Raw genomic sequence first — 21,926 nt, forward strand, 5'->3', positions numbered from 1 at the left:
AGCCGGCGGGTCGCCGCTCGTCAATCGTTAGCGTTGGCTAATCTGATCGAAACTGCCGCCGCTGGCGAAGTGTTCCTTCTGTACTTTGGTCCAATCGCCAAAGGTTTCAGCCAGGGTGAACAGCTTCAGCGTCGGAAACTCTTTGGCGTATTCCTTCGCTACAGCCGCGTCGCGCGGGCGATAATAGTTTTGCGCCGCGATACGCTGCCCCTCGGTTGAATAGAGATAGTTGAGGTACGCCGTGGCGACATCGCGGGTTCCGCGTTTATCCACCACTTTATCCACCACCGACACCGTCGGCTCGGCTAAAATCGATTCACTCGGGGTGACGATTTCAAATTGATCCTTACTGTTCAATTCATTGATCGCCAACAACGCCTCATTTTCCCAAGCGATAAGCACATCCCCCTGGCCGCGCTCAACGAAAGTATTGGTGGCGCCGCGGGCGCCGGAATCAAGCACTTCCACATTTTTGAACAGCGCTTTGACAAACGCCTGCGCTTTGGCCTGATCGTTATTATTCTGGTGCAGCGCATAGCCCCAGGCCGCCAAATAGTTCCAGCGCGCACCGCCAGACGTTTTCGGGTTAGGCGTAATAATCGACACGCCGGGTTTGATGAGATCGGGCCAATCATGAATCTGTTTCGGGTTGCCTTTACGCACCAGGAAAACGATGGTTGATGTGTAAGGCGCGGAATTGTCGGGCAGGCGCTTAATCCAGTTTTTATCAATGCGTCCACGTTCGGCGATAGCGTCCACATCCGACTCCAGCGCCAGCGTGACCACATCCGCTTCAATGCCATTGATAACGGAAGTCGCCTGTTTACCGGAACCGCCATGAGACTGGCGCACCGTAACATGATCGCCGGTTTTTTGCTGCCAGTATTGGCTAAACGCCTTATTGTATTGCTGATAGAATTCACGGGTAGGATCATAGGAAACATTCAGAAGCTGTACATCCTTAGCCATTACGCTTCCTGACAGCAACATGAGTAATACGCCGGCACGCCATTTGGACATCTTTCACTCCCTCTGGAAATGTTTGGAATTGGAAACGTTTTCTGCAGAGAGTGGCAGAAAAATATAGCCAGCTAAAAGAATATAAAAATAGTTTATATAACCAAAGAATATAATGTGAATTGTCAGCATGAGGGGAGCCGGCGCACGGCGCGCCAAAGCGCTTGCCCCCAGCAGCGAGGGCAAGCCAGCCGGCGAAATTAGAAGAGTTTTTTTGCCGTTTCCAGAATATCGCTGCGGAAGGGCCGTTTCATATTTTCGATGGCGTCAACGATATCGTGATGCACCAACCGCTCATTTTGCACCCCGACACAGCGGCCGCCATAGCCCTGCAACAGCAGTTCGATGGAATACGCGCCCATGCGCGAGGCCAAAATACGATCGTACGCCACCGGACTGCCGCCGCGCTGGATATGGCCCAGCACCGTGGCGCGGGTTTCCCGTCCCGTTTCTTTTTCGATGTATTGCGCCAACTCGGCGACATTACAGATGTGTTCGGTGATAGCGACAATGGCGTGTTTTTTACCCTTAGCAATACCCGCCTTGATTTCGTAGACCAGGTCTTCCGGTTTGAATTCCACTTCAGGTAGCACAATGAATTCGCAGCCGCCGGCGATGGCCGCCGCCATGGTCAAATCACCGCAATACCGGCCCATGACTTCCACGATGGAGATACGTTGATGGGAGGTAGAGGTGTCGCGCAGGCGGTCGATAGCCTCGACGACGGTTTCCAGCGCGGTAAAATAGCCAATAGTGTAATCGGTGCCCGCCACGTCATTATCAATCGTGCCAGGCAGGCCAATGCAGGGGAAACCCATTTCAGTCAAGCGCTTGGCGCCCATATAGGAGCCGTCGCCGCCGATCACCACCAGTGCATCCAGGCCGCGCTTGGTCATGTTTTCAATAGCGATAGCGCGCGTGCCTTCCTCGCGGAATTCTGGAAAACGCGCGGAACCGAGAAAGGTACCGCCGCGGTTAATCATATCCGAGACGCTATAGCGGTCCAGTTTCGCCATCCGATCCTGAAATAGGCCCAGGTAGCCGTCATAAATTCCGTAAACTTCCAGGCCTTCGGAAAGCCCGGCCCGCACGACGCCCCGGATGGCCGCATTCATTCCTGGTGAATCACCGCCGCTTGTCAGTACACCGATTTTTTTAATCATGACTACCTCTGAACTTAAAATACTGCTTGTAGAATACAATACGTTTGTTACCGCTTTTCCCATCAGCAACGAATGCCGGGGCTTGTGATGAAAGAGTATAACAAAACGCCAAAGCTGAATTGATTCAGGTCAGACTACTTTCCAATACTCAGCGAATAAATACCCGTTTTGCGGTACATATCATACTGTAAAACGTACCCGACCGCTTCCGCTTTAATGCGGCCACTAGCACCACATCGGCAGCATAAATCCCTGCCGTCAAGCATGCACCGGTGCCAACAAGGTGCTGTTTATGTACTAGTTTAGTACCAACTGCCTGCGCACCGCACCATAGCCCGTCTAACGTGGTATCAAGCCTCGCCTTAATTTAAACCGCAGTTAAACCGGACGCCGGTTAACCGCCTCAGTCTTATTTTGTGACATAAGTCACATTGAAAAGCGTTATACTGCCGCTGAGATCCCCAGATACTGTTAACGCAGGGTAATGACACCATGATTTCCGGAACGCGTATTGCCGATGCACTGCAAATGATTTTGAATATCGGCCTGGTATGCTTGAGTATAATATTGATTATTTTCTTAGGCAGGCAAACCTTCGATTTGGCACGGGTGCTGCTCAACGCTGGAGAGCAAAGCTCCACCTACCTGCTTATTGAAGGGATTGTCACTTATTTTCTTTACTTTGAATTTATCGCTCTGATAGTGAAATATTTCCAGTCCGGGTATCACTTTCCCCTACGTTACTTTATTTATATCGGCATCACGGCCATCATCCGACTCATCGTCGTCGATCATGAAAACCCGTTGGATACACTCTGTTATTCCGCTGCCATATTGATATTGGTGGTGACATTGTGGCTGGCCAATAGCTCGAGACTGATGCGCGAATAGCCCCGGGGGGCGGCCGATTTTTTGCGGTGTGCGCTCTCATCCGCATCGCTGCTATGCAGCCCGGTTTTCGCCGTCGCTTTTACCCGGTTTTCGTCGTCGCTTTTATTTGAGGAATTTGCTCTCCACCGCGCGCATTCTGGCGTCGCCTTGCAGCGCGATAATATCGCTCACGGTAGGTAATGCGGCATCCACGCAATGGATGCCGCCATCGCGCCGTATCTGCCCAAAGAGACTGCGCATCGCCCCCACTGCGGCGCGGATAGCGTGATTCCCATAAATGACGATCCCCACTTTGCCGCTGGCGGCAATGGTCGACTCGGTAAGCTGTGGATAGGCCGTAGGCACCAGCACCAGCGGAACCCGGCCGGCCCAGGCGTCGATGAAAGCGAGGATCTCGGCGGGCGTTTTCTGCCGGGAATGGATGAGGATCGCATCCGCGCCCGCTTCCTGGTATGCGTAAGCCCGGCGCAAAGCTTCTTCCTGGCCCAGCCCTGCAATCAACGCCTCAACCCGGGCGATGATCACTAAATTATTATCCTGTCGGGCGTCGATAGCGGCGCCAATCTTACCCTGAAACGTCTCGAGATTAACTAATTCTTGCCGCCCACCGGCGCGCAGGCTCGTGTCTTTGGGGAAAGTTTTATCCTCCATCACCACCGCTGAAACGCCGGCCGCCTCATACTGCGGGATAACATAGCTGACATTCACCGCGTTACCAAAGCCGGTATCGATATCCGCAATCACAGGCGTCGCGACGACGGATGCGATGGCGCGCATCATCTCCAGATGAATCCCCATGGGCAAAATATTGGCGTCCGGCACCGCATAGCTGGCCGCCAACTCGAAACCGCTGCCCCAGATACCGTCAAAGCCCGCCTCTTCGGCAAGCCGCGCACACAAGGGGTTATGGGCGGCCATGACGGTGAAAAGCCGCCGGTCGTTGAGCGCCGAGCGCAACATCGCGTGCTTAGACATAGTTTACTCCTAATCGGAAGAAATCATGGACCGCGGCAGCGGCGACGCTGGTTTTCCGTTCGCCGTTCCTCTTTTTGCGCGCCAGGGTACTAATGTTGGCCGATAGCAGGGTAGTGGCCCCGGGCGTAAGCGATGTGGCGCACGTTAACGATCACAACGAGCAGGTCAAACAGGTCAAACAGGTCAAACAGGTCGAGCAGGTCGAGCAGGTCGAGCAGGTCGAGCAGGTCGAACGGGCCAAGGACCCTTGCTGCTGGCTAATACTATTCATCCACCAGGAATTCATCGCCAGCGAGACGCTTGAAGACGTGCCGGGTTTATTCGACGGCCGGCGATCAACCATACTTTCTGGCGAATTTTTCATCAGACGTGCATAAATAGACGATGAATTCGATGAACGCAATAAATGCGGGAATGAAGGTCCAGCAGAACAGCAGGTAAAGCACCCCTTGCCCAATTTTGCCCAGATAAAATTTATGAACGCCAAGGCCACCCAGAAAAAACGCCAACAGCGCGGCGGCAATGCGGTTTTTACTGCCGATGACGCTAATGATGGCGCCACAGTGCGGGCAACTTCTTGCTGTTTCATGGATTTCCTTCCCACAGCCCCGGCAGTAAACATAATTTCCCATCGTCATAATCCTTATTGAGTTATTTTTTATTGCAAGACGTTATGCAAAAGCTTTGAGATATATTTTACTGCTCTCAACCATCTTTACAAGGCCCTGATCAACGACATCCCGCGGGCATCTTCAGCCTAATGTCAGCCCGACACCGCCTCCGATGCCGGTTGCCTCATGGCCGATGTGCCATAGTGAAATTTCCGCCATAGGTTTATTACTCACTTAACATTCGTCAAAACTCTATTGACGCTGGAAATGTGTTTCTTAAATGAAAAGGTCACGCTTCGCCAATGTCTGGAATAAACGCTATTCGCTATCGTTTTTTTCCAGTAACCTTTTTGCTGATGCATTCCAGTTTTATCACCTACGTTTCCCCGTCAATGATCATGAGGATTTTTATGCCTATTAAACAAGAAAAGATGAATAGAATTACCCTGTTAGCATTCAAAAAATTACAGTGCGCTATTTTACTCGAGCACTTCCACCAGCAAAGCCTTGAAAATCTTGCTCACCTCGACAAACAGAAAGTGATTCACCGTGCTTTGTTCTATTTAACACTTGAACTCATGCTATTCGATTATGCCGAGCCGAGCCGTGATAATTGGAATTATATAAATGGTGATAAATACGCACGTACATTCATCATAGCCCGGACAAACATCGATCCCGCCGCCGCATTGAGTTTGACCGCGCCTCAACTCATTTTCTTACTCTATCCCTATATTAATGACTATGATATCGATCTTAAATTAAAAGCACATCTGCAAAGTGAAATAACCCTGCTCTCGGGCTACCGAGGCGAAGACGCTCTGCCGTGGAGACCGTCGAAAGAATGGATCCCAGGCGTCATCTTTTCCTATTATCGTCAAGAAACTATCGTAACGTCTCCCCCTCAAGACGGCTGTTGTGGCACGACGGCGGAATCCTTGGCGCCAATTAGGGCGGACAAGAAAGACGCTGGGTCAAATGCTGAGCTGAAATAAGGGGCATTAGGATAAAGATGCGCGGAAAAGCGGCGCCTATGAGGGCATCACCCCTTCATTTCATCAGATCGCGGTAGATAAATTTCCCGCCTGTTTTTGCTCCAGCCTCAACCCCGGCTTTATCTGGCGAACAAAGGCGGTAAACGATAAAATCATGCCGAGATGGCGGGGCCAACGCGCTGCCAGCGCGCCAAACCGTTGCGTACCGCACCACGGCCATAAAAGACAGCGCCGGGCCATTACCCAAAACATAGGGTCTGCAACCCTTAAACGCTGCGTTAGGCGGCAAGCGCAGCCTCAACTTGGGCCTGGCATCGTCGTCGTATGCAATCGGCTTAACGCCGCATTTGCGCCCTGATTCACGTTATGTTGAGGGCAAGCGGATTTAGAAACGTTCGGCACGAGCGGCCACCCACAGGGGGAAACCGCATACAGCCAGCTAAATTACAGGTTAATCATATGAGTAGTGTAGGAATATTTTGCGGCTCCGCTAACGGCAATGATCCGGTTTACAGCAAAGCCGCCAGACAGGTCGGCCAGCGGTTAGCCGAACAGGGGGTGGGTATCGTCTACGGCGGGGGAAAGGTCGGACTGATGGGGGCCGTTGCTGACGCGGCGTTACAGTACGGCGGCGCTGTCATCGGGGTGATTCCGCAGTCGTTGGTCGCGCGTGAAATCGCCCATACCGGATTAACCCACCTTCACGTCGTCGCGAACATGCACGAACGAAAAATGAAAATGGCGGAGCTGGCGGATGCTTTTATCGCGCTGCCCGGCGGTGCCGGGACGCTGGAAGAGATATTCGAGCAATGGACATGGGCTCAGCTCGGGCTTCATGCCAAGCCCTGTGCCTTTTTTGATGTCGACGGTTTTTACCGCCCGCTGCAAGACATGATTCGTCAAATGGTCAGCAAAGGCTTCCTGAAAAAGAGCTATGAAGATATGCTCCTTTTTTCGGAAAATCTGTCGGAAATTACGGAATATTTCGCTGATTACCGCGCGCCAGACGTCAAATGGTCGAGATAAGAGAAAAGAACATGGCGGATGAAAAAGTAATCCATATCGCTGCGGCGGTAATCACTGACCCGTTGGGCCGCGTATTGCTGGTGAGGAAACGGAATACGGCCTTTTTTATGCAGCCGGGGGGCAAAATCGAGGCGGGCGAGCGGCCGGCAACGGCGTTGGTGCGTGAACTGCATGAGGAGCTTCAGATGCAGGTTGCCGAGCAGGACGCCGCTTTTCTCGGGCAATTCACCGATATCGCCGCCAACGAACCCGGCTACAGGCTGATTGCGGATGTTTTTGCCGTGCCGGCACCCACCCATATCGTCACGGCCTCCGCGGAGATAGAAGACGTTATTTGGCTCAGTCCATCAGCCAGTGAAGGTGTTCCGCTGGCGCCCCTTACTCGGAAGCAACTTCTACCTTTGCTAATGGAAGCGAAGACGCCGATTAACCCCTGAGCCCGTCGGCACCGCTTTTGCGTCAGGATGCGGGTGCATCTGCCACAATAAAAAAAAACCCCGCTGATGAGGCGGGGAAGACAGGGATGGTGTCTATGGCAAGGAAAAAAAGTGAATCTTTATTCATTTACTGCTGGCTTCTGGGCAGAAGTCGAAATCCTGTCCGCCATCTGCAACTTTAAATCATTGATCCGCTGCAGATGCTTTTGCTCTAGAATCTGTTGCTGTTCCGGCGTAAGCAAGTTATACATTTGGTTGCGCACCCGAGCCATTTCAACCTGACGAGCAACCTGCTCCTGGGCCATTTTTTCCGTTTGTTCCCTAACGGCGGCCTCGTCAAAAGTTTTAGCGGTCACCAGCGTATGCAGGCGTTCCATTTCGCTAATATTGATGCGGGGCGTATCGCGACTTGCGAGGCTCATGAGATCCCGCAACTGCTGCCGCTGCTGTTCCGTAAGCTTAACGCCATCGAACATGCTGTAATGGCTATCCTGTATCCGGTGCGTAAGGGCATCCTGTTGCCAATTTTCCAAAGTATTCTTTTCAGCGGCTACAGTATTAACAGAGACCAGCGTGGCGGCGATGAACAAGAGGATGTATTTGTGCATCCCGGCCCCCTTGGCATGTTTCTTTGTCGCTATATGATGGAAGTTAGTTTACCCAAGCCGCTGCAAACATGCGTCAGGCGGTGTAAAGCTACGTAAAGTCATGGATTGGAAGGGATTGATGACGTATTTTGCGTCAGGAGGTGAATAAAATGAATAAAATCCTTTTGGTTGATGATGACCGCGAATTAACGTCGTTGTTGAAGGAACTATTGGAAATGGAAGGCTTTAACGTCCAGGTAGCCCATGACGGGGAACAGGCGTTGAGCCAGTTGGACAGTTCCATTGACTTATTGCTTCTTGATGTGATGATGCCGCGCAAGAATGGCATTGACACCCTAAAAGAGCTGCGTCAGCAGCATCAGACGCCGGTGATTATGCTGACCGCCCGCGGCAGCGAGCTGGATCGCGTTTTGGGCCTGGAGTTGGGGGCGGATGATTATCTGCCCAAACCGTTTAACGATCGCGAATTGGTGGCGCGCATACGGGCAATTCTGCGCCGCTCGCACTGGACGGAGCAACAGCAGACCGGCGAGGCGGGCACCCCGTCCCTTGAGGTGGATTTTCTGCGCCTGAATCCGGGCCGGCAGGAGGCGACCTTCGACGGTACGCCGCTGGAATTGACCGGAACCGAATTCACTTTGCTGTATTTGTTGGCGCAGCATCTGGGCCAGGTCGTGTCGCGCGAGCATTTAAGCCAGGAGGTCCTGGGCAAACGATTGACGCCGTTTGACCGGGCGATTGATATGCATATTTCCAATTTGCGTCGCAAGCTGCCGGAACGCAAAGACGGGCATCCCTGGTTCAAAACGCTGCGCGGCCGGGGCTATTTGATGGTATCCGCTGCATGATCAATAGTTTGACCGCACGCATATTCGCCATATTTTGGTTGACCCTTGCCCTGGTGCTTATGTTGGTGCTTATGGTGCCCAAGCTGGACTCTCGCCAGATGACGCAGTTGCTCGACAGCGAGCAGCGTCAGGGCGTGATGTTGCAACAGCATGTGGAGGCGGAGCTGGCCGCCGATCCGGCTAACGATTTGATGTGGTGGCGCCGGCTGTTCCGCGCCATCGATAAATGGGCGCCGCCCGGCCAGCGTTTGATTTTGGTGACCAGCGAAGGACGGGTCATCGGCGCCCAGCGCAACGAGATGCAGATCATCCGCAATTTCATCGGCCAATCTGACAATGCCGATCATCCTCAGAAGAAAAAATATGGCCGCGCGGAACTGGTGGGGCCTTTCGCCATTCGCGACGGCGAGGACAATTATCAGCTTTACCAGATTCGTCCGGCCGGCAGCGCCCAGTCGGACTTTATTAGCCTGCTGTTCGATCGCCCGCTGCTCTTGCTGATTGTCACCATGCTTATCAGCATCCCGCTGCTGTTATGGCTGGCCTGGAGCCTGGCCAAACCGGCGCGTAAACTGAAGCATGCCGCCGATGAAGTGGCGCGCGGCAATCTGCGCCAGCATCCTGAGCTGGAAGCGGGGCCGCAGGAATTCTTGGCGACCGGCGTCAGTTTTAATCAGATGGTCAGCGCGCTGGAGCGCATGGTGACCGCCCAGCAGCGTTTGCTGTCCGACATCTCTCATGAGCTGCGCACGCCGTTAACCCGACTACAGCTGGCCACCGCGCTGATGCGCCGGCGGCACGGCGAAGGGCATGAACTCGCGCGCATCGAGACCGAGGCGCAGCGGCTCGACTCAATGATTAACGATCTGCTGGTGCTGTCCCGCAATCAGCATAAAAACGAGCTATCGCGTGAGGTGTTGAAGGCCAACGATCTATGGTCGGATGTGCTGAGCGACGCCCAGTTTGAAGCGGAGCAAATGGGCAAAAGCCTTGAGCTGACTTCGCCACCGGGCAACTGGACGCTGATGGGGAATCCTTCCGCGCTGGACAGCGCGCTGGAGAATATCGTGCGCAACGCCCTGCGTTACTCGCACCAGCGCATCTCGGTCGGGTTTAGCGCCGATCAACAAGGCATCACCATTACCGTGGACGATGACGGCCCCGGCGTCAGCGAGGATGACCGCGAGCAGATTTTCCGACCGTTCTACCGCACCGATGAAGCGCGAGACCGCGAGTCCGGCGGCACCGGCCTGGGGCTGGCGATAGTCGAAACCGCCGTTATGCAGCACCGCGGCTGGGTAAAGGCCGAGGACAGCCCGCTCGGAGGGCTGCGGCTGATTATCTGGCTCCCCCTTTTGCCCCAGCGCTGAGGGCGCTCAGGCGCGGGCTTCTGACCGTGGGCGGCGGCATGTCCGCCGCCGTTCGCCGGGGGGCTTTCCCTGGCGCGACAGGAAGAGGCAACCGCGCGCCGCTGCCCCCCCAGCGTCCCGCGCTTTTCCTGGCGCCACAGGAAGAGGCGGCGGGAGCGAACTATTTTTGCTATTCTGCGCCCTGCTTAAGGGGGCATCATGCTGAACATTGTGTTATACCAACCGGAAATACCGCCCAACACCGGCAACATCATTCGCCTGTGCGCGAACACCGGTTTTCACCTTCACCTCATTGAACCGCTGGGATTTACCTGGGACGACAAGCGCCTACGCCGTGCGGGGCTGGATTATCATGAATTCGCCGCGATTCAGCATCATCGAGATTACGCCGCCTTCCTGGCGCAGGCGCAGCCGACGCGGCTGTTTGCGCTAACGACCAAGGGCCAGCCGGCGCACAGCGCGGTAAGCTATCAGGCTGGAGACTATTTGTTGTTCGGGCCGGAAACCCGCGGGCTGCCGCCGTCGATTCTTGACGCGCTGCCCATGTCGCAGAAAATCCGCATTCCGATGCAGCCGGACAGCCGCAGCATGAACCTGTCCAATGCGGTGTCGGTCGTGGTGTACGAGGCCTGGCGCCAGCTGGACTACGCCGGCGCACGGCAATAAACGCCGTCAGATGCCGTCGCCGAATTCAAAACCGGGGCTGCTGAAAGACTGATCCATCTCCTCCGACGGCCGGTCGCTGTCCGGTCTGCCCACCACCCGTGCCGGTACGCCGGCGGCGGTGGTATGGGCCGGTACCGCGCGCAAGACGACCGAACCGGCGCCGATTTTCGCCCCCCGCCCTACCTCGATATTGCCGAGGATGGTGGCGCCGGCACCGATCATCACCCCTTCGCGGATCTTGGGGTGGCGATCGCCGCTGGTCTTGCCCGTGCCGCCGAGCGTAACGGATTGCAGAATGGAAACATCATCTTCCACCACCGCGGTTTCGCCAATGACGATCCCCGTGGCGTGGTCGAGCATAATGCCGCAGCCGATGCAGGCCGCAGGATGTATATCCACGCCAAAGGAGACGGAAATCTGATTTTGAAAATAAATCGCCAGCGCCTGGCGGTTTTGATACCACAGCCAATGGCCGATACGGTAAGCCTGTAGGGCGTGGAATCCCTTAAGATACAGCAGCGGCGTGGAATATTTATCCACCGCCGGGTCGCGCAACCGCACCGCATGGATGTCGCGCGCGGCGGAGAATATCATGCCCGGATCGGCGCCGTAGGCCTCCTCCACCACCTCACGAATGGCGATGGCCGGCATGATGGGATTGCTAAGTTTATTGGCCAGCATATAGCTCAATGCACTGCCCAGGTTTTCATGCTTTAGCAGGGTAGCGTGAAAAAAACTGGCCAGCATGGGTTCACAATCGGCCAGCAATCGCGCTTCAGCTTTAATGTTATTCCATACAAGTTCCAATTCTTCTGTCGACATACCGCCCGCCTTTTTCTTCTGTTGCTGGGTGACCGACCTTAGCCGCCGGCCCTTTCATCTTTCTGCGCGCGGCCCAGCAGCGTCAGCGCCGCCTGATGCGCGTTTTTGTTCTGATACAGCACCTGATAAATCTGTTCGGTAATGGGCATCTCCACCCCGTAACGGTTGGCCAGCGCCAATACCTCCTTGGTATTGCGGTAGCCCTCCACCACTTGCCCAATCTTTTCCTGCGCGTCCTCGACGCCGGCGCCCTGCCCCAGCAGCATGCCGAAACGGCGATTGCGCGACTGATTGTCGGTACAGGTAAGCACCAAATCCCCCAGCCCCGCCATGCCCATGAAGGTGCCGGGCTCGGCGCCCATCGCCGCGCCAAGGCGCGACATTTCCGCCAGACCGCGAGTGATCAATGCGGTGCGCGCGTTAGCGCCGAAACCGATGCCGTCGGAGATGCCGGCGCCGATGGCAATAACGTTCTTCACCGCGCCACCGAGCTGAACGCCAATGAGGTCGGGATTATTGTAAACCCGAAAACTTTTACCGCAGTGTAACAACCGCTGTAAATCGGCGCTGAACGTAGCGTCGGTGGCGGCCAATGCGATGGCGGTGGGCAGACCGGCCGCCAATTCGCGCGCGAATGTCGGCCCCGACACAACCGCCAGCGGTATCTCGTCGCCCAGCACCTCCCGCGCCACCTCCTGCAATAGCCGCCCGGTCTCCGCCTCCAGTCCCTTGGTAGCCCAGACAATGCGCGCATCCTGCCGCAGATGCGGTTTGAGTTGCGTTAGCACGCTGCCAAATACGTGGCTCGGGACAACAATCAGCACATCGCGGCCGGCGGCCAGCGCCGTCGGCAGCGAGGCTTCCAGGCGTAGCGTCGGCGGAAAGGGCACATCGGGCAAAAAAGCCTGATTGCAGCGCGCCACCTCCAGCGCCTGGATATGGGCCGGATCGTGCCCCCACAGCAACACCTCATGACCGTTACGCGCCAGGGTGATAGCCAGGGCCGTACCGTAAGAGCCGGCACCGATAACAATCATTGAAGCATCGCCAGGCATAATCAGGCGTCCTGAGCCGGCTGGCTGCCTTCGCCGTCGGCCTGCTGCTGCAGGTAGTTCATGAACAGCGCGTCAAAGTTGACCGGCGCCAGGTTCAGCTGCGGGAAGGTACCGCGGGACACCTGACTGGTGATGCACTCGCGGGCGTAGGGGAACAAAATGTTCGGGCAGTAGGCGCCGAGGCAATGCGCCATTTGGGTGCCGTCAATGCCGGAGATGGTAAAGATGCCCGCCTGCTGGACTTCGCATAAAAACGCGGTGTCGTCCCCCAGCGTCGCCGTCACGGTGACCCGCAGCACGACTTCATAAATCTCTTCCGCCAGCTGGCTGGACGCGGTATCAAGATCCAGTTTGATTTCAGGCTGCCACTCCTGCTGGAACACCTTGGGCGCGTTCGGCGCTTCAAACGAAACATCCTTGGTGTAAATGCGCTGAATCTGAAACGCCATCTCGGTATTATTTTGTTCTGACATTGAAAAACCCTTTGGTTAACGTGCCGGGTATGGGCGCCAAGGCGCCCGCCCCGTGGTTTCTGTTTATTTAAGCAGGGGATCCAGGCCGCCGCGCGCATCAAGCGCGTGCAGATCATCGCAGCCGCCCACATGCTTGCCATCAATAAAAATCTGCGGCACCGTGGTGCGGCCGCTGCGCTTAATCATCTCTTCTCGCAGATCCACGTCGCCATCGATGGGGATTTCCTGAAACGGCACCTGTTTGCGGGTGAATAACGCTTTAGCGCGATGGCAATAGGGGCAGGTTGCTTTGGTATAAATTTCGATATTGGCCATGGTCTTCCCTTCTTAATGGAAAAAGAGTTATTTACCCCGGACCAGCGGTAAATTTTCCCCGCTCCAGCCGGATATGCCTTCTTTAAGCACATAAACCCTCTCAAAGCCGGCTTTGATCAGGTTTTGCGCCGGATCGCGCGAGGTGGTGCCGCTGGCGCAAACGACAATGACCGGTTTACCCTTCGCTTTCTCCAGCTCGCCCAGATTGCCGGATTTGATGTCCGACGCCGCCAGATTCAGGCTATTGGCAATATGCCCTTTACGGTAATCATCGCGGTTGCGCAGATCAACAATCACCGCGTCTTCCTTGTTGATCAGGCGGATAGCTTCACCGCGGGCGATGTCGCCCACTTTGGAAAACCGGCTTTGGAAAGTGGTAAAAATTACGGCACCCAAAAGGACCACCCACGCTAAACTAAGCATGGGATGGTTGCCGACAAATTGCATAATTTCTTGCATGGGGTGAAAAGACTCCCGTTAGTAAATGTCCACACGTCAAAGCATTCGAGTATACCCTCGCCGTCGGGCAAATTCAGCCAATATACCGATACATCGCCAAGAAACTGACGGCAATGCGCGTCTCGACGCAAAAATCTCGGATGAAACCGATGCCAAAGCGCTAATAGATGACTGGTAAGCCGCTGTTCAACGTGAAATAATCGCCGCCATGAGGGAAAAAGCACCGTTGAAAAATTCATATCCTATGCGCGCCGGCGATCGGCAGCGCGCCACAGGATTCAGGTATCGTCTCTGCGCCGGCATGCTTTACGCCGGCGCACTGCTGTTGCCTGTCGCCGGCCACGCCGCGGATAACAAACAGCAGCTTGAAACGGTGCAACAATCTATTCTCGCCAAAGAAAAAAGCGTACAGCAACAGCAAAAACAGCGCTCCGCTTTGCTCGGCCAACTCAAGCAGCAAGAGCAGTCCATCGCCCGCTCCTCCCGCGCCCTGCGGGATACCCAGCGCACGCTGGAGACGCTGAACCGCGACATCGATCGGCTGACGCGCTCCATACGCCAGTTGCAGGACCGTCAGGCCGCGCAGCAGAAATTGCTGGCGCAGCAGTTGGACGCCGCTTTTCGCCAGGGGCAGCATTCCGGGCTACAGTTGATCCTCAGCAACGAGGAGAGCCTGCGCAGTGAACGCATTCTGGCCTATTTCAGCTACCTTAACGAAGCGCGCGCGAAAACCATTAATGATCTGCGCCAGACCCGTACCGACCTCGCGGCGCAAAAGCGCGAACAGCAGCAGAAACAACAGCAGCAACAGCAGGTGTTGCAGCAGCAACAACAGCAACAGCAAACGTTGCAAAGCGCCCGCGCCGCGCGTCAGAAAACCTTGAGCGGCCTGAATTCGTCTATCGCGGAAGATAAGCAGCGTCTGGCGGAGCTGCACCAAAACGAGGCGCGACTGCGCGATACCATCGCCCGCGCGGAGCGCGAAGCCAAGGCCCGCGCCGAGCGCGAAGCGCGGGAAGCGCAGCGGGTGCGTGACCGGGAAGCGCAGGCGAAAAGCCGCGGCAGCAGTTATAAACCCAGCGCAAGCGAGCGGGCGCTGGTCGCCCGTACCGGCGGTCTCGGTCGTCCGGCGGGACAAGATCTCTGGCCGGTGCGGGGCCGCACGCTGCACAGCTTCGGCGAGCCTCAGCAGGGAGAACTGCGTTATAAAGGGTTGGTGATTGCGGCGCCGGAAGGCAGCGAGGTGAAAGCCATCGCCGCCGGCAGGGTACTGATGGCCGACTGGTTGCAAGGTTATGGGCTGATGGTCGTAATAGAACACGGCAAGGGCGATATGAGCCTGTATGGTTATAACCAGAGCGCGCTGGTCAACGTCGGCGACCAGGTCAAGGCCGGGCAACCTATCGCTCTGGTCGGCGCCAGCGGCGGCCAGGGCACGCCGTCGCTTTATTTTGAAATTCGCCGCCAGGGCCAGGCGGTCAATCCCATACCCTGGTTAGGAAGGTAGTTTGTCGATTAAAACGTTCAGCACCGCGATAGTCACTCTTCTGCTGGCAAGCGCTGCGGCACAGGCCGGGAAATTGGCCATCGTCATAGATGATTTCGGTTACCGGCCCGCGACCGAAAATCAGGTATTGGCCATGCCGGTCAATATTTCCATCGCGGTGCTGCCCGATGCGCCCTATGCCCATGCGATGGCGGTGAAAGCCCACCAGCAGGGACGCGAAATCCTGATACATTTGCCGATGGCGCCGTTGAGCAAACAGCCTTTGGAGCGCAATACGCTTACGCCGGCGATGAGCCGCGAACAAGTGGCGGACATCATTCACCAGGCGAGCCAGAAAGTGCCTTACGCGGTGGGGCTGAATAACCATATGGGCAGCGCCATGACTTCCAGTCTCAGCGGCATGCAAAACGTCATGCAGGCATTGAGTCGCTATTCCTATTATTTCCTCGATAGCATGACCATCAGCAACAGCCAGTCGGTACCCGCCGCCGCCGGCACCGGCGTTCGGGTGCTCAAACGGCGGGTCTTCCTGGACGACACCGATAACGAGGCCGACATCCGCGCGCAGTTCAACCGCGCGGTGGCCTTGGCCCGCCGCAACGGATCCGCTATCGCTATCGGTCATCCCCATCCCGCCACCGTGCGCGTGCTGCAACAGATGCTGCCGTCCCTGCCCGGCGATATTGTGCTGGTGCGTCCGAGTATGCTGCTCAACGAACGGCCCGAGCCGGGTACCGCGGCGCCGCCGATAGGCAAACCGGCGCCGGCGCGCCGGCCTGCTTTCCGCGGCGTGCCCTACTGTTCGAGCCGCCAGGCGCCGCCGCCGGTCTATGCCGACGCCCTGGTAAGCGCCATCGCATCAAGCGTCGCCGAGACCTGGCGGGGGATTTTGCGCGGTGAGACCCCGCCTCAGGCGGGTAAGCTTGATCTCGGTAAACCTGACGACGGTAAGCCCGACAACAGCACGCCCGGTATCGGTAACCCCAACAGCAACAAGCCCGACAGCAGCAAGCCCGACGATAGTTCGCCCGCGGTCGGTCAACCCGACGCAGGCAAGACTGGCGTCGGTAAATAGCCGACCGACAAACCGCGCGACCCGTTCCAGCCCTTAGGTGAAGAAGAGGTCTTGCCAGCGCAAGGCCGTCAGGGGGAAAAACATAGCCCGCTTGCCTCACCCCCCCCTGGAACCGCAGCCACAACGCCGCGCGTTTAGCCCGCGCAACTCGCCATTTTCACGCCCGGCGTCAACAACCGGCGCTCGCCGCCTTACCCCCTGGGACCGCAGCCGCAGCGCCGCAGGTTTAGCCGGCGCGACACGCCATTTTCCCGCCCGGCAACAACAACCGGCCCTCGCCGCCTTACCGCGGTGACATAGTGTGTGGTTGTGCATCTATGTTACTATGCGCCCAACTTATGGATGGTCTGTCCGGTGGAAAAGCATGACGATGCCACAAGGTCGGTTGAAAATTCTGCTGTTGGATAACGGCAAAGAATGGGGCGGCGGCACCAACAGCCTATTGGAGCTCCTCAAACGTATCGACCGCGACCGCTTTGAGATTACGTGCTGTTTTTACCATAATTATCGGCGCGACAACGAAGAAACCATTGGCGACGTCCTGAACGCCATAGGTATTCCGACGCGGTTCATTGTCCAGCGCCGGCAGCCGTCGTGGGCCAAACTGAGCAAGGAGATCTTGCGCGGCCTATTGCTGTTCAACGCCGACTGGCGCAAACGCGCGGTGCGAGCCATCGACCAGCGCTGGCGCGTCGCGCCGAACGCCCGCCGTATTGCCGACCTGCTGCGCGCAGGGAAATATCAGCTGCTGTATATGAATAATCAGCCCAGCTCCAATGTAGAAGGGTATCTCGCGGCCGAGAGCCTACCGGTAGCGGTGGTGCAGCATTGCCGCATCGAACCGCTGCTCGACCCGCCGATTGTCGCACGCGTCAACCGGGGCGCGCGCTGCGTCATTGCGGTCTCCGACGGCGTGCGGCAAACCCTGGTCCAGGGCGGCGTCCGTCCGGCGTTGTGCCAAACGGTGTTCAATGGCATCGATATTCACCAGCCGCTGCCGGATGGCGCGAGACTGCGCGAATCCCTTGGCGCCGACGCGCGCACTTTTCTGTTCGGCAGTATCGGTTCGCTCATCGCGCGCAAGGCGCATGACCATACGCTGCGGGCGCTGCGGGCGTTCCAACAGGCCCACCCCGACGCACGCTGGAAAATGGTACTGGTAGGGTCGGGTAGCGAGCAGGCCAATCTGGCGCGCCAAGCGGCGCAATTGGGTCTCGGCGATCGCGTGATCTTTACCGGCTTTCAGCGCAATGCCATGGAATACCTGGCCGCCTTCGACACGCTGATACTAGCCTCGCGCAGCGAGGGGCTGCCGCGGGTGGTGTTGGAAGCCATGCTGCTCGGGACGCCGGTTATCGGCTCGGCGGTCACCGGCACCGCCGAATTGGTGCGCCATCAGGACACCGGCCTGCTCTTCCCCTATGGCGACGTGGCGCAGTTGGCGCACCATCTGGCCACCCTTTACAGCGACGCCGACCAGCGTCGTTTGCTGGCCCGGCGCGCCAATGAGCGCCTTCGCCGGCAGTTTACCATTGAAAACTATGTCGCCGGCGTCGAGGCCGTACTCGCAGGCGGACATTCATCCTGAGGCTGGGTATGTTTACTTTGTTCAATGCCAAATACCGCCGCATCCGCGCGCGCCACGACAGGCCCTATCAACCGGTCGCCGGCGGTTTGCCGGTCTCGTCGGTGGTGATCCCCTCCGTGGGCGCCGATTATGTTGAGGAAGCGCTGCTCAGCGCGACGTTTGCCGCGCGCTATGCGCCGGACTTGGCCGAGATAGTGATCGTCACCGATCAGAGCGCCGCCGCCTTTCCCGTATTGCCGGCCAAAACCCGCGTCGCCACGCTCAGCGATGAAACCCGCGGCGGCGATTACCCCTATAAGCAAATTTTTCTCAGCCGCCTGGTCAAAATGCAGGCACCGCTACAGGCCCGCACCGATGGCATCCTGATGATCGATTCGGATCTGAATTTGCTGTCAATGCCGCATATTGCGCTGCATGATGATCATCTCTACTCCAGCTTTCGCCGCGGGAAAATGATCGACAAACTGCGCGGCCTCGCACCGGAGGCGGTGCCGGCTTATTATCGCGATGCGGTGCGGCCGAAACTGGTGGACCATGTCAACGGCGCCTTTCTCGCCGCCACTCGCCAGACCTGGCTGCGCATGTGCCCGATATGGATCGCGTTTTTCCGCGATACCTGGTCGCGCATGGCCGGCTCCCAGCCGCCGACCGATCAGCTGCCGCTGGCGGCGATGCTGGATACGCTGGACATCCGCACCGTCAATTTGGGCGAATGGATGAACTGGCCGGTGGCGAAACGCATTGGCGGCACGCTCTCGGTCATTCCACCGCAGGTGGTGGGGGCTCACGGCGGCTTCCCTCTGTCGGAATGGCAGAAATATCTTCAATCACGGGAGACCCCGCTGCTGTTTAAGCCGCAAACCTACACCCGTAAAGTACGTTATCTAAGCGATGAGGAACGGCTTGCGCATGCTGCGGCACCGCATTCGCAGTCAACCGGGAAGATATAAAGCCGGGGGAGGAAATGCTATGATAAGACCATTATCAGGAGCTGACGTTGTGCCGGCTCCGACAGTCACGCAAGGGTAACCCATGATAGTTGTCACTGGTGGGGCCGGTTTTATCGGCAGTAATATCGTCAAGGCGTTAAATCAGATCGGCTACAACGATATTTTGGTGGTGGATAACCTGAAAGACGGCACCAAATATGCCAATCTGGTCGACCTCAATATCACTGATTATATGGATAAAGAGGATTTCATCGCCAGTATCGTCGCCGGCGATGATTTCGGCGATATTGATGCGGTATTCCATGAAGGCGCCTGTTCTTCCACCACCGAGTGGGACGGCAAGTACATGATGGATAACAATTATCAGTACTCTAAAGAGCTGTTGCACTACTGCATGGAACGCACCATTCCCTTCCTGTACGCCTCTTCCGCGGCAACTTACGGCGGTCGGACGGAAAACTTCATTGAGGATCGCCAGTACGAACAGCCGTTGAATGTTTATGGCTATTCCAAATTCCTCTTCGATCAGTACGTACGTGCGCTGTTGCCGCAGGCCGAGTCGCAAATTTGTGGCTTCCGTTATTTCAATGTGTATGGCCCGCGCGAAGGGCATAAAGGCGGCATGGCGAGCGTGGCCTTCCATTTGAATAACCAAATCAACGCCGGTGAAAATCCAAAACTGTTTGCCGGCAGCGAAGGTTTCAAACGCGATTTCGTCTATGTGGGCGACGTGGCGGCGGTAAATCTTTGGTTCTGGCAAAACAGCGTCTCGGGGATTTTTAATTGCGGCACCGGCCGAGCGGAATCTTTCCAGACCGTCGCGGACGCCGTGCTGGATTATCATAAAAAAGGCCAGTTAGAATACATTCCGTTCCCTGAAAAACTGAAAGGGCGCTATCAGGCCTACACCCAGGCGGATCTCACCCAGCTACGCGCCGCCGGTTATCAGCAACCGTTTAAAACCGTCGCCGAAGGGGTCGCGGAATATTTACGCTGGTTGAACCATAACCATTGATATCCTTCAGGGCACGAAAGAGAGCGGCGGCATGAAAATACTGGTGGTCGGACCATCCTGGGTCGGCGATATGATGATGTCCCAGAGCCTGTATCGCCTGTTGGCGCAGCGCCATCCCGACGCGCAGATCGATGTGATGGCCCCGGCCTGGTGCCGCCCTTTGCTTAACCGCATGCCGGAGGTCAACCAGGCGCTGGCGATGCCGCTCGGCCACGGCGCCCTGGCGCTGGGGGAGCGCCGCCGGCTGGGGCGGGCGCTGCGGGAGGGCGGCTATCAGCAGGCGCTGGTCCTGCCTAATTCGTTCAAATCAGCGCTGGTGCCGTTTTTCGCCGGCATCCCGCAACGCACCGGCTGGCGCGGCGAGATGCGCTATGGTCTGCTTAACGACATCCGCACGCTGGATAAGCAGGCCTTTCCGCTGATGGTGCAGCGCTACGCCGCCTTGGCCTTCGATCGCCAGGAGATGCGCAGCGCAGCCGATTTACCCACGCCGCTGCCCTGGCCGCGCCTGACGGTCAGCGCGACGGACATCGATCTGGCCCTGAGCACTTTTGTGCCCGACGGCGCGCGCCCGCTTATCGGCTTTTGCCCCGGCGCGGAATTTGGCCCCGCCAAACGTTGGCCGCATTATCATTATGCCGCGCTGGCCGAGGCGCTCATACGCCGCGGCTATCAGATAGCGCTGTTCGGCTCCGCCAAGGATCAGGCGGCTGGAGAGGCGATCGGCGCCGCGCTGCCCGCGGAGTGTCGCGGCCACTGCCACAACCTGGCCGGCAAAACTTCGCTGGAGCAGGCGGTAGCGCTTATCGCCGCCTGCCAGGGGATCGTCAGCAACGATTCCGGCCTGATGCATGTGGCCAGCGCCCTGGACCGTCCTCTGGTGGCGCTGTACGGTCCCAGCAGTCCGGATTTCACCCCGCCGCTTTCCCACCAGGCCCGGGTGATTCGCTTAATCAGCGGTTACCATAAAATACGAAAAGGTGACGACGAACAAGGCTATCATCAGAGCCTGATCGCTATCCAACCTGCCCAGGTGCTGAGCGAACTGGAAACATTATTGCCCCCCCGAGAGGAGAATGAATGCAGGTTCTGATCGTCAAAACGTCCTCGATGGGTGATGTATTGCATACGCTGCCTGCGCTGACCGATGCGGCGCACGCCTTGCCGGGGATCCGTTTCGACTGGGTGGTGGAAGAAAATTTCGCCCAGATCCCCACCTGGCATCCGGCGGTGCGGCGGGTCATTCCGGTGGCGATTCGCCGCTGGCGAAAAAACTGGTTCGGCACGGCCACGCGGCAGGAGCGCTGCGACTTTAAACGGCAGTTGCAGCAAGAGCGTTACGACGCGGTTATCGACGCGCAGGGCCTGATGAAAAGCGCCGCACTCGTCACCCGCGTAGCGCGCGGCGAAAAACACGGCCTTGACTGCAAAAGCGCGCGCGAACCCTTCGCCAGCTGGTTTTACCACCAGCGGCACGACGTGAGCAAGCAACAGCACGCCATAGAGCGCATCCGCCAGCTGTTCGCCGCCAGTCTGAATTACCCGCTTCCCACCACAGCCGGCGATTACGCCATTGCCGGCCACTTTACCCCTGCGTTCGGCGGCGAAGCCTACCTGGTCTTTCTGCACGCCACCACCCGTGCCGGCAAACACTGGCCTGAAGCCCACTGGCGCACGCTTATCCAGCTTGCCGCTGACGCCGGTTATCGCATCAAGTTGCCCTGGGGGACGGAGCAGGAGCAGCTACGCGCCCGACGTCTGGCCGAGGGATTTAGCGCCGCGCAAGTGCTCCCGCCATTGTCGCTGGCGGAGGTGGCGGCGCAGCTGGCGGGCGCGAGGGCGATGGTGTCGGTGGATACCGGCCTCAGTCATTTGGCCGCGGCCCTCGATCGGCCGAACCTGACGCTGTACGGCCCTACCGATCCCGGGCTTATCGGCGGTTACGGGCGCCACCAGCAGGCGCTGCGCGCGGACGACGGCAATATGGAGAGTCTGACGGCGGAGCACGTCTGGCGGACGTTGCAACCGATGCTGCCGCCAAAGGAACAGGGATAGCCCAT

Annotated in this window: 25 protein-coding genes; 15 read left to right on the forward strand and 10 right to left on the reverse strand. The window is 57.4% G+C overall.

Going from position 1 to position 21,926, the window contains the following annotated elements:
• Positions 1-27 precede the first annotated feature (27 nt).
• Both SANT_RS20335 and pfkA read right to left on the reverse strand, forming a co-directional pair.
• Complete coding sequence (locus tag SANT_RS20335; RefSeq protein ID WP_025424058.1) at positions 28-1,020, reverse strand: sulfate ABC transporter substrate-binding protein; 993 nt, start codon at positions 1,018-1,020, stop codon at positions 28-30.
• A 197-nt stretch (positions 1,021-1,217) separates the two neighbouring features.
• On the reverse strand, positions 1,218-2,180 hold the full coding sequence (gene pfkA / locus SANT_RS20340) for a 6-phosphofructokinase (RefSeq protein WP_025424059.1): 963 nt from the start codon (positions 2,178-2,180) through the stop codon (positions 1,218-1,220).
• Positions 2,181-2,672: 492 nt separating this feature from the next.
• Here pfkA and psiE point away from each other — a divergent pair, with 492 nt between their 5' ends.
• The gene (gene psiE / locus SANT_RS20345) at positions 2,673-3,071 is read left to right on the forward strand and encodes a phosphate-starvation-inducible protein PsiE (RefSeq protein ID WP_025424060.1); all 399 of its coding nucleotides are present in this window, start codon (positions 2,673-2,675) and stop codon (positions 3,069-3,071) included.
• Positions 3,072-3,173: 102 nt separating this feature from the next.
• Here psiE and SANT_RS20350 read toward each other — a convergent pair whose 3' ends face one another.
• The gene (locus SANT_RS20350) at positions 3,174-4,046 is read right to left on the reverse strand and encodes a phosphonopyruvate hydrolase (RefSeq protein ID WP_025424061.1); all 873 of its coding nucleotides are present in this window, start codon (positions 4,044-4,046) and stop codon (positions 3,174-3,176) included.
• Between the two features lie 92 nt (positions 4,047-4,138).
• On the opposite strand from SANT_RS20350, the gene SANT_RS20355 reads away from it, so the two are divergent.
• Positions 4,139-4,423, forward strand: a complete 285-nt coding sequence (locus SANT_RS20355) for a hypothetical protein (RefSeq protein WP_025424062.1) — start codon at positions 4,139-4,141, stop codon at positions 4,421-4,423.
• On the opposite strand, the gene SANT_RS20360 is transcribed toward SANT_RS20355, so the two are convergent.
• Positions 4,382-4,678, reverse strand: coding sequence for a TM2 domain-containing protein (locus SANT_RS20360; RefSeq protein WP_025424063.1), 297 nt, complete (start codon positions 4,676-4,678; stop codon positions 4,382-4,384). The genes SANT_RS20355 and SANT_RS20360 overlap by 42 nt on opposite strands.
• A gap of 281 nt (positions 4,679-4,959) precedes the next feature.
• On the opposite strand from SANT_RS20360, the gene SANT_RS20365 reads away from it, so the two are divergent.
• The 3 genes from SANT_RS20365 (at position 4,960) to SANT_RS20380 (ending at position 7,115) form a co-directional block, all read left to right on the forward strand.
• The gene (locus tag SANT_RS20365) at positions 4,960-5,652 is read left to right on the forward strand and encodes a hypothetical protein (protein ID WP_148296334.1); all 693 of its coding nucleotides are present in this window, start codon (positions 4,960-4,962) and stop codon (positions 5,650-5,652) included.
• Between the two features lie 459 nt (positions 5,653-6,111).
• Positions 6,112-6,678, forward strand: a complete 567-nt coding sequence (locus SANT_RS20375; protein ID WP_025424066.1) for a TIGR00730 family Rossman fold protein — start codon at positions 6,112-6,114, stop codon at positions 6,676-6,678.
• An 11-nt stretch (positions 6,679-6,689) separates the two neighbouring features.
• Positions 6,690-7,115, forward strand: coding sequence for an NUDIX hydrolase (locus SANT_RS20380; RefSeq protein ID WP_025424067.1), 426 nt, complete (start codon positions 6,690-6,692; stop codon positions 7,113-7,115).
• A gap of 119 nt (positions 7,116-7,234) precedes the next feature.
• On the opposite strand, the gene cpxP is transcribed toward SANT_RS20380, so the two are convergent.
• The gene (gene cpxP / locus SANT_RS20385; RefSeq protein WP_025424068.1) at positions 7,235-7,723 is read right to left on the reverse strand and encodes a cell-envelope stress modulator CpxP; all 489 of its coding nucleotides are present in this window, start codon (positions 7,721-7,723) and stop codon (positions 7,235-7,237) included.
• A 149-nt stretch (positions 7,724-7,872) separates the two neighbouring features.
• Here cpxP and cpxR point away from each other — a divergent pair, with 149 nt between their 5' ends.
• The 3 genes from cpxR (at position 7,873) to trmL (ending at position 10,607) form a co-directional block, all read left to right on the forward strand.
• A complete protein-coding gene (cpxR, locus tag SANT_RS20390) occupies positions 7,873-8,571 on the forward strand; it encodes an envelope stress response regulator transcription factor CpxR (RefSeq protein ID WP_025424069.1) in 699 nt (232 codons plus the stop codon).
• Positions 8,568-9,941, forward strand: a complete 1,374-nt coding sequence (gene cpxA, locus SANT_RS20395) for an envelope stress sensor histidine kinase CpxA (RefSeq protein ID WP_025424070.1) — start codon at positions 8,568-8,570, stop codon at positions 9,939-9,941. Before cpxR ends, cpxA begins: the two co-directional genes overlap by 4 nt.
• Before the next feature lie 198 nt (positions 9,942-10,139).
• Positions 10,140-10,607 carry a tRNA (uridine(34)/cytosine(34)/5-carboxymethylaminomethyluridine(34)-2'-O)-methyltransferase TrmL gene (gene trmL / locus SANT_RS20400; protein ID WP_025424071.1) on the forward strand — a complete coding sequence of 156 codons (468 nt, stop codon included), beginning with the start codon at positions 10,140-10,142 and terminating at the stop codon, positions 10,605-10,607.
• Between the two features lie 6 nt (positions 10,608-10,613).
• Here trmL and cysE read toward each other — a convergent pair whose 3' ends face one another.
• From cysE to SANT_RS20425, 5 genes are all read right to left on the reverse strand, one after another.
• Positions 10,614-11,429: a serine O-acetyltransferase gene (gene cysE / locus SANT_RS20405; RefSeq protein WP_025424072.1), complete on the reverse strand. Its 816-nt coding sequence runs from the start codon at positions 11,427-11,429 to the stop codon at positions 10,614-10,616.
• Positions 11,430-11,467: 38 nt separating this feature from the next.
• The gene (gpsA, locus tag SANT_RS20410) at positions 11,468-12,484 is read right to left on the reverse strand and encodes an NAD(P)H-dependent glycerol-3-phosphate dehydrogenase (RefSeq protein ID WP_038668849.1); all 1,017 of its coding nucleotides are present in this window, start codon (positions 12,482-12,484) and stop codon (positions 11,468-11,470) included.
• Positions 12,485-12,486: 2 nt separating this feature from the next.
• The gene (gene secB, locus SANT_RS20415) at positions 12,487-12,957 is read right to left on the reverse strand and encodes a protein-export chaperone SecB (protein WP_025424074.1); all 471 of its coding nucleotides are present in this window, start codon (positions 12,955-12,957) and stop codon (positions 12,487-12,489) included.
• Positions 12,958-13,020: 63 nt separating this feature from the next.
• The gene (gene grxC / locus SANT_RS20420) at positions 13,021-13,272 is read right to left on the reverse strand and encodes a glutaredoxin 3 (protein ID WP_025424075.1); all 252 of its coding nucleotides are present in this window, start codon (positions 13,270-13,272) and stop codon (positions 13,021-13,023) included.
• 27 nt (positions 13,273-13,299) lie between these two features.
• Positions 13,300-13,731: a rhodanese-like domain-containing protein gene (locus tag SANT_RS20425; protein ID WP_025424076.1), complete on the reverse strand. Its 432-nt coding sequence runs from the start codon at positions 13,729-13,731 to the stop codon at positions 13,300-13,302.
• Positions 13,732-13,975: 244 nt separating this feature from the next.
• Between SANT_RS20425 and envC the strand changes: the two genes are divergently transcribed.
• From envC to rfaC, 7 genes are all read left to right on the forward strand, one after another.
• Positions 13,976-15,238: a murein hydrolase activator EnvC gene (envC, locus tag SANT_RS20430; RefSeq protein ID WP_051440197.1), complete on the forward strand. Its 1,263-nt coding sequence runs from the start codon at positions 13,976-13,978 to the stop codon at positions 15,236-15,238.
• Between the two features lies 1 nt (position 15,239).
• Entirely contained in the window at positions 15,240-16,313 is a 1,074-nt protein-coding gene (locus tag SANT_RS20435; RefSeq protein ID WP_025424078.1) for a divergent polysaccharide deacetylase family protein, read from the forward strand.
• Positions 16,314-16,683: 370 nt separating this feature from the next.
• Positions 16,684-17,901 carry a glycosyltransferase gene (locus SANT_RS20440; RefSeq protein ID WP_025424079.1) on the forward strand — a complete coding sequence of 406 codons (1,218 nt, stop codon included), beginning with the start codon at positions 16,684-16,686 and terminating at the stop codon, positions 17,899-17,901.
• An 8-nt stretch (positions 17,902-17,909) separates the two neighbouring features.
• Complete coding sequence (locus SANT_RS20445; RefSeq protein WP_025424080.1) at positions 17,910-18,851, forward strand: hypothetical protein; 942 nt, start codon at positions 17,910-17,912, stop codon at positions 18,849-18,851.
• A gap of 82 nt (positions 18,852-18,933) precedes the next feature.
• Positions 18,934-19,866, forward strand: a complete 933-nt coding sequence (gene rfaD / locus SANT_RS20450; protein ID WP_025424081.1) for an ADP-glyceromanno-heptose 6-epimerase — start codon at positions 18,934-18,936, stop codon at positions 19,864-19,866.
• Between the two features lie 31 nt (positions 19,867-19,897).
• Positions 19,898-20,959: an ADP-heptose--LPS heptosyltransferase RfaF gene (gene rfaF, locus SANT_RS20455; RefSeq protein WP_025424082.1), complete on the forward strand. Its 1,062-nt coding sequence runs from the start codon at positions 19,898-19,900 to the stop codon at positions 20,957-20,959.
• The gene (gene rfaC, locus SANT_RS20460; protein ID WP_025424083.1) at positions 20,947-21,921 is read left to right on the forward strand and encodes a lipopolysaccharide heptosyltransferase RfaC; all 975 of its coding nucleotides are present in this window, start codon (positions 20,947-20,949) and stop codon (positions 21,919-21,921) included. Before rfaF ends, rfaC begins: the two co-directional genes overlap by 13 nt.
• The last annotated feature ends 5 nt before the right edge of the window (positions 21,922-21,926 follow it).

This window comes from Sodalis praecaptivus (genome assembly GCF_000517425.1).
Taxonomy (GTDB): domain Bacteria; phylum Pseudomonadota; class Gammaproteobacteria; order Enterobacterales; family Enterobacteriaceae; genus Sodalis_A; species Sodalis_A praecaptivus.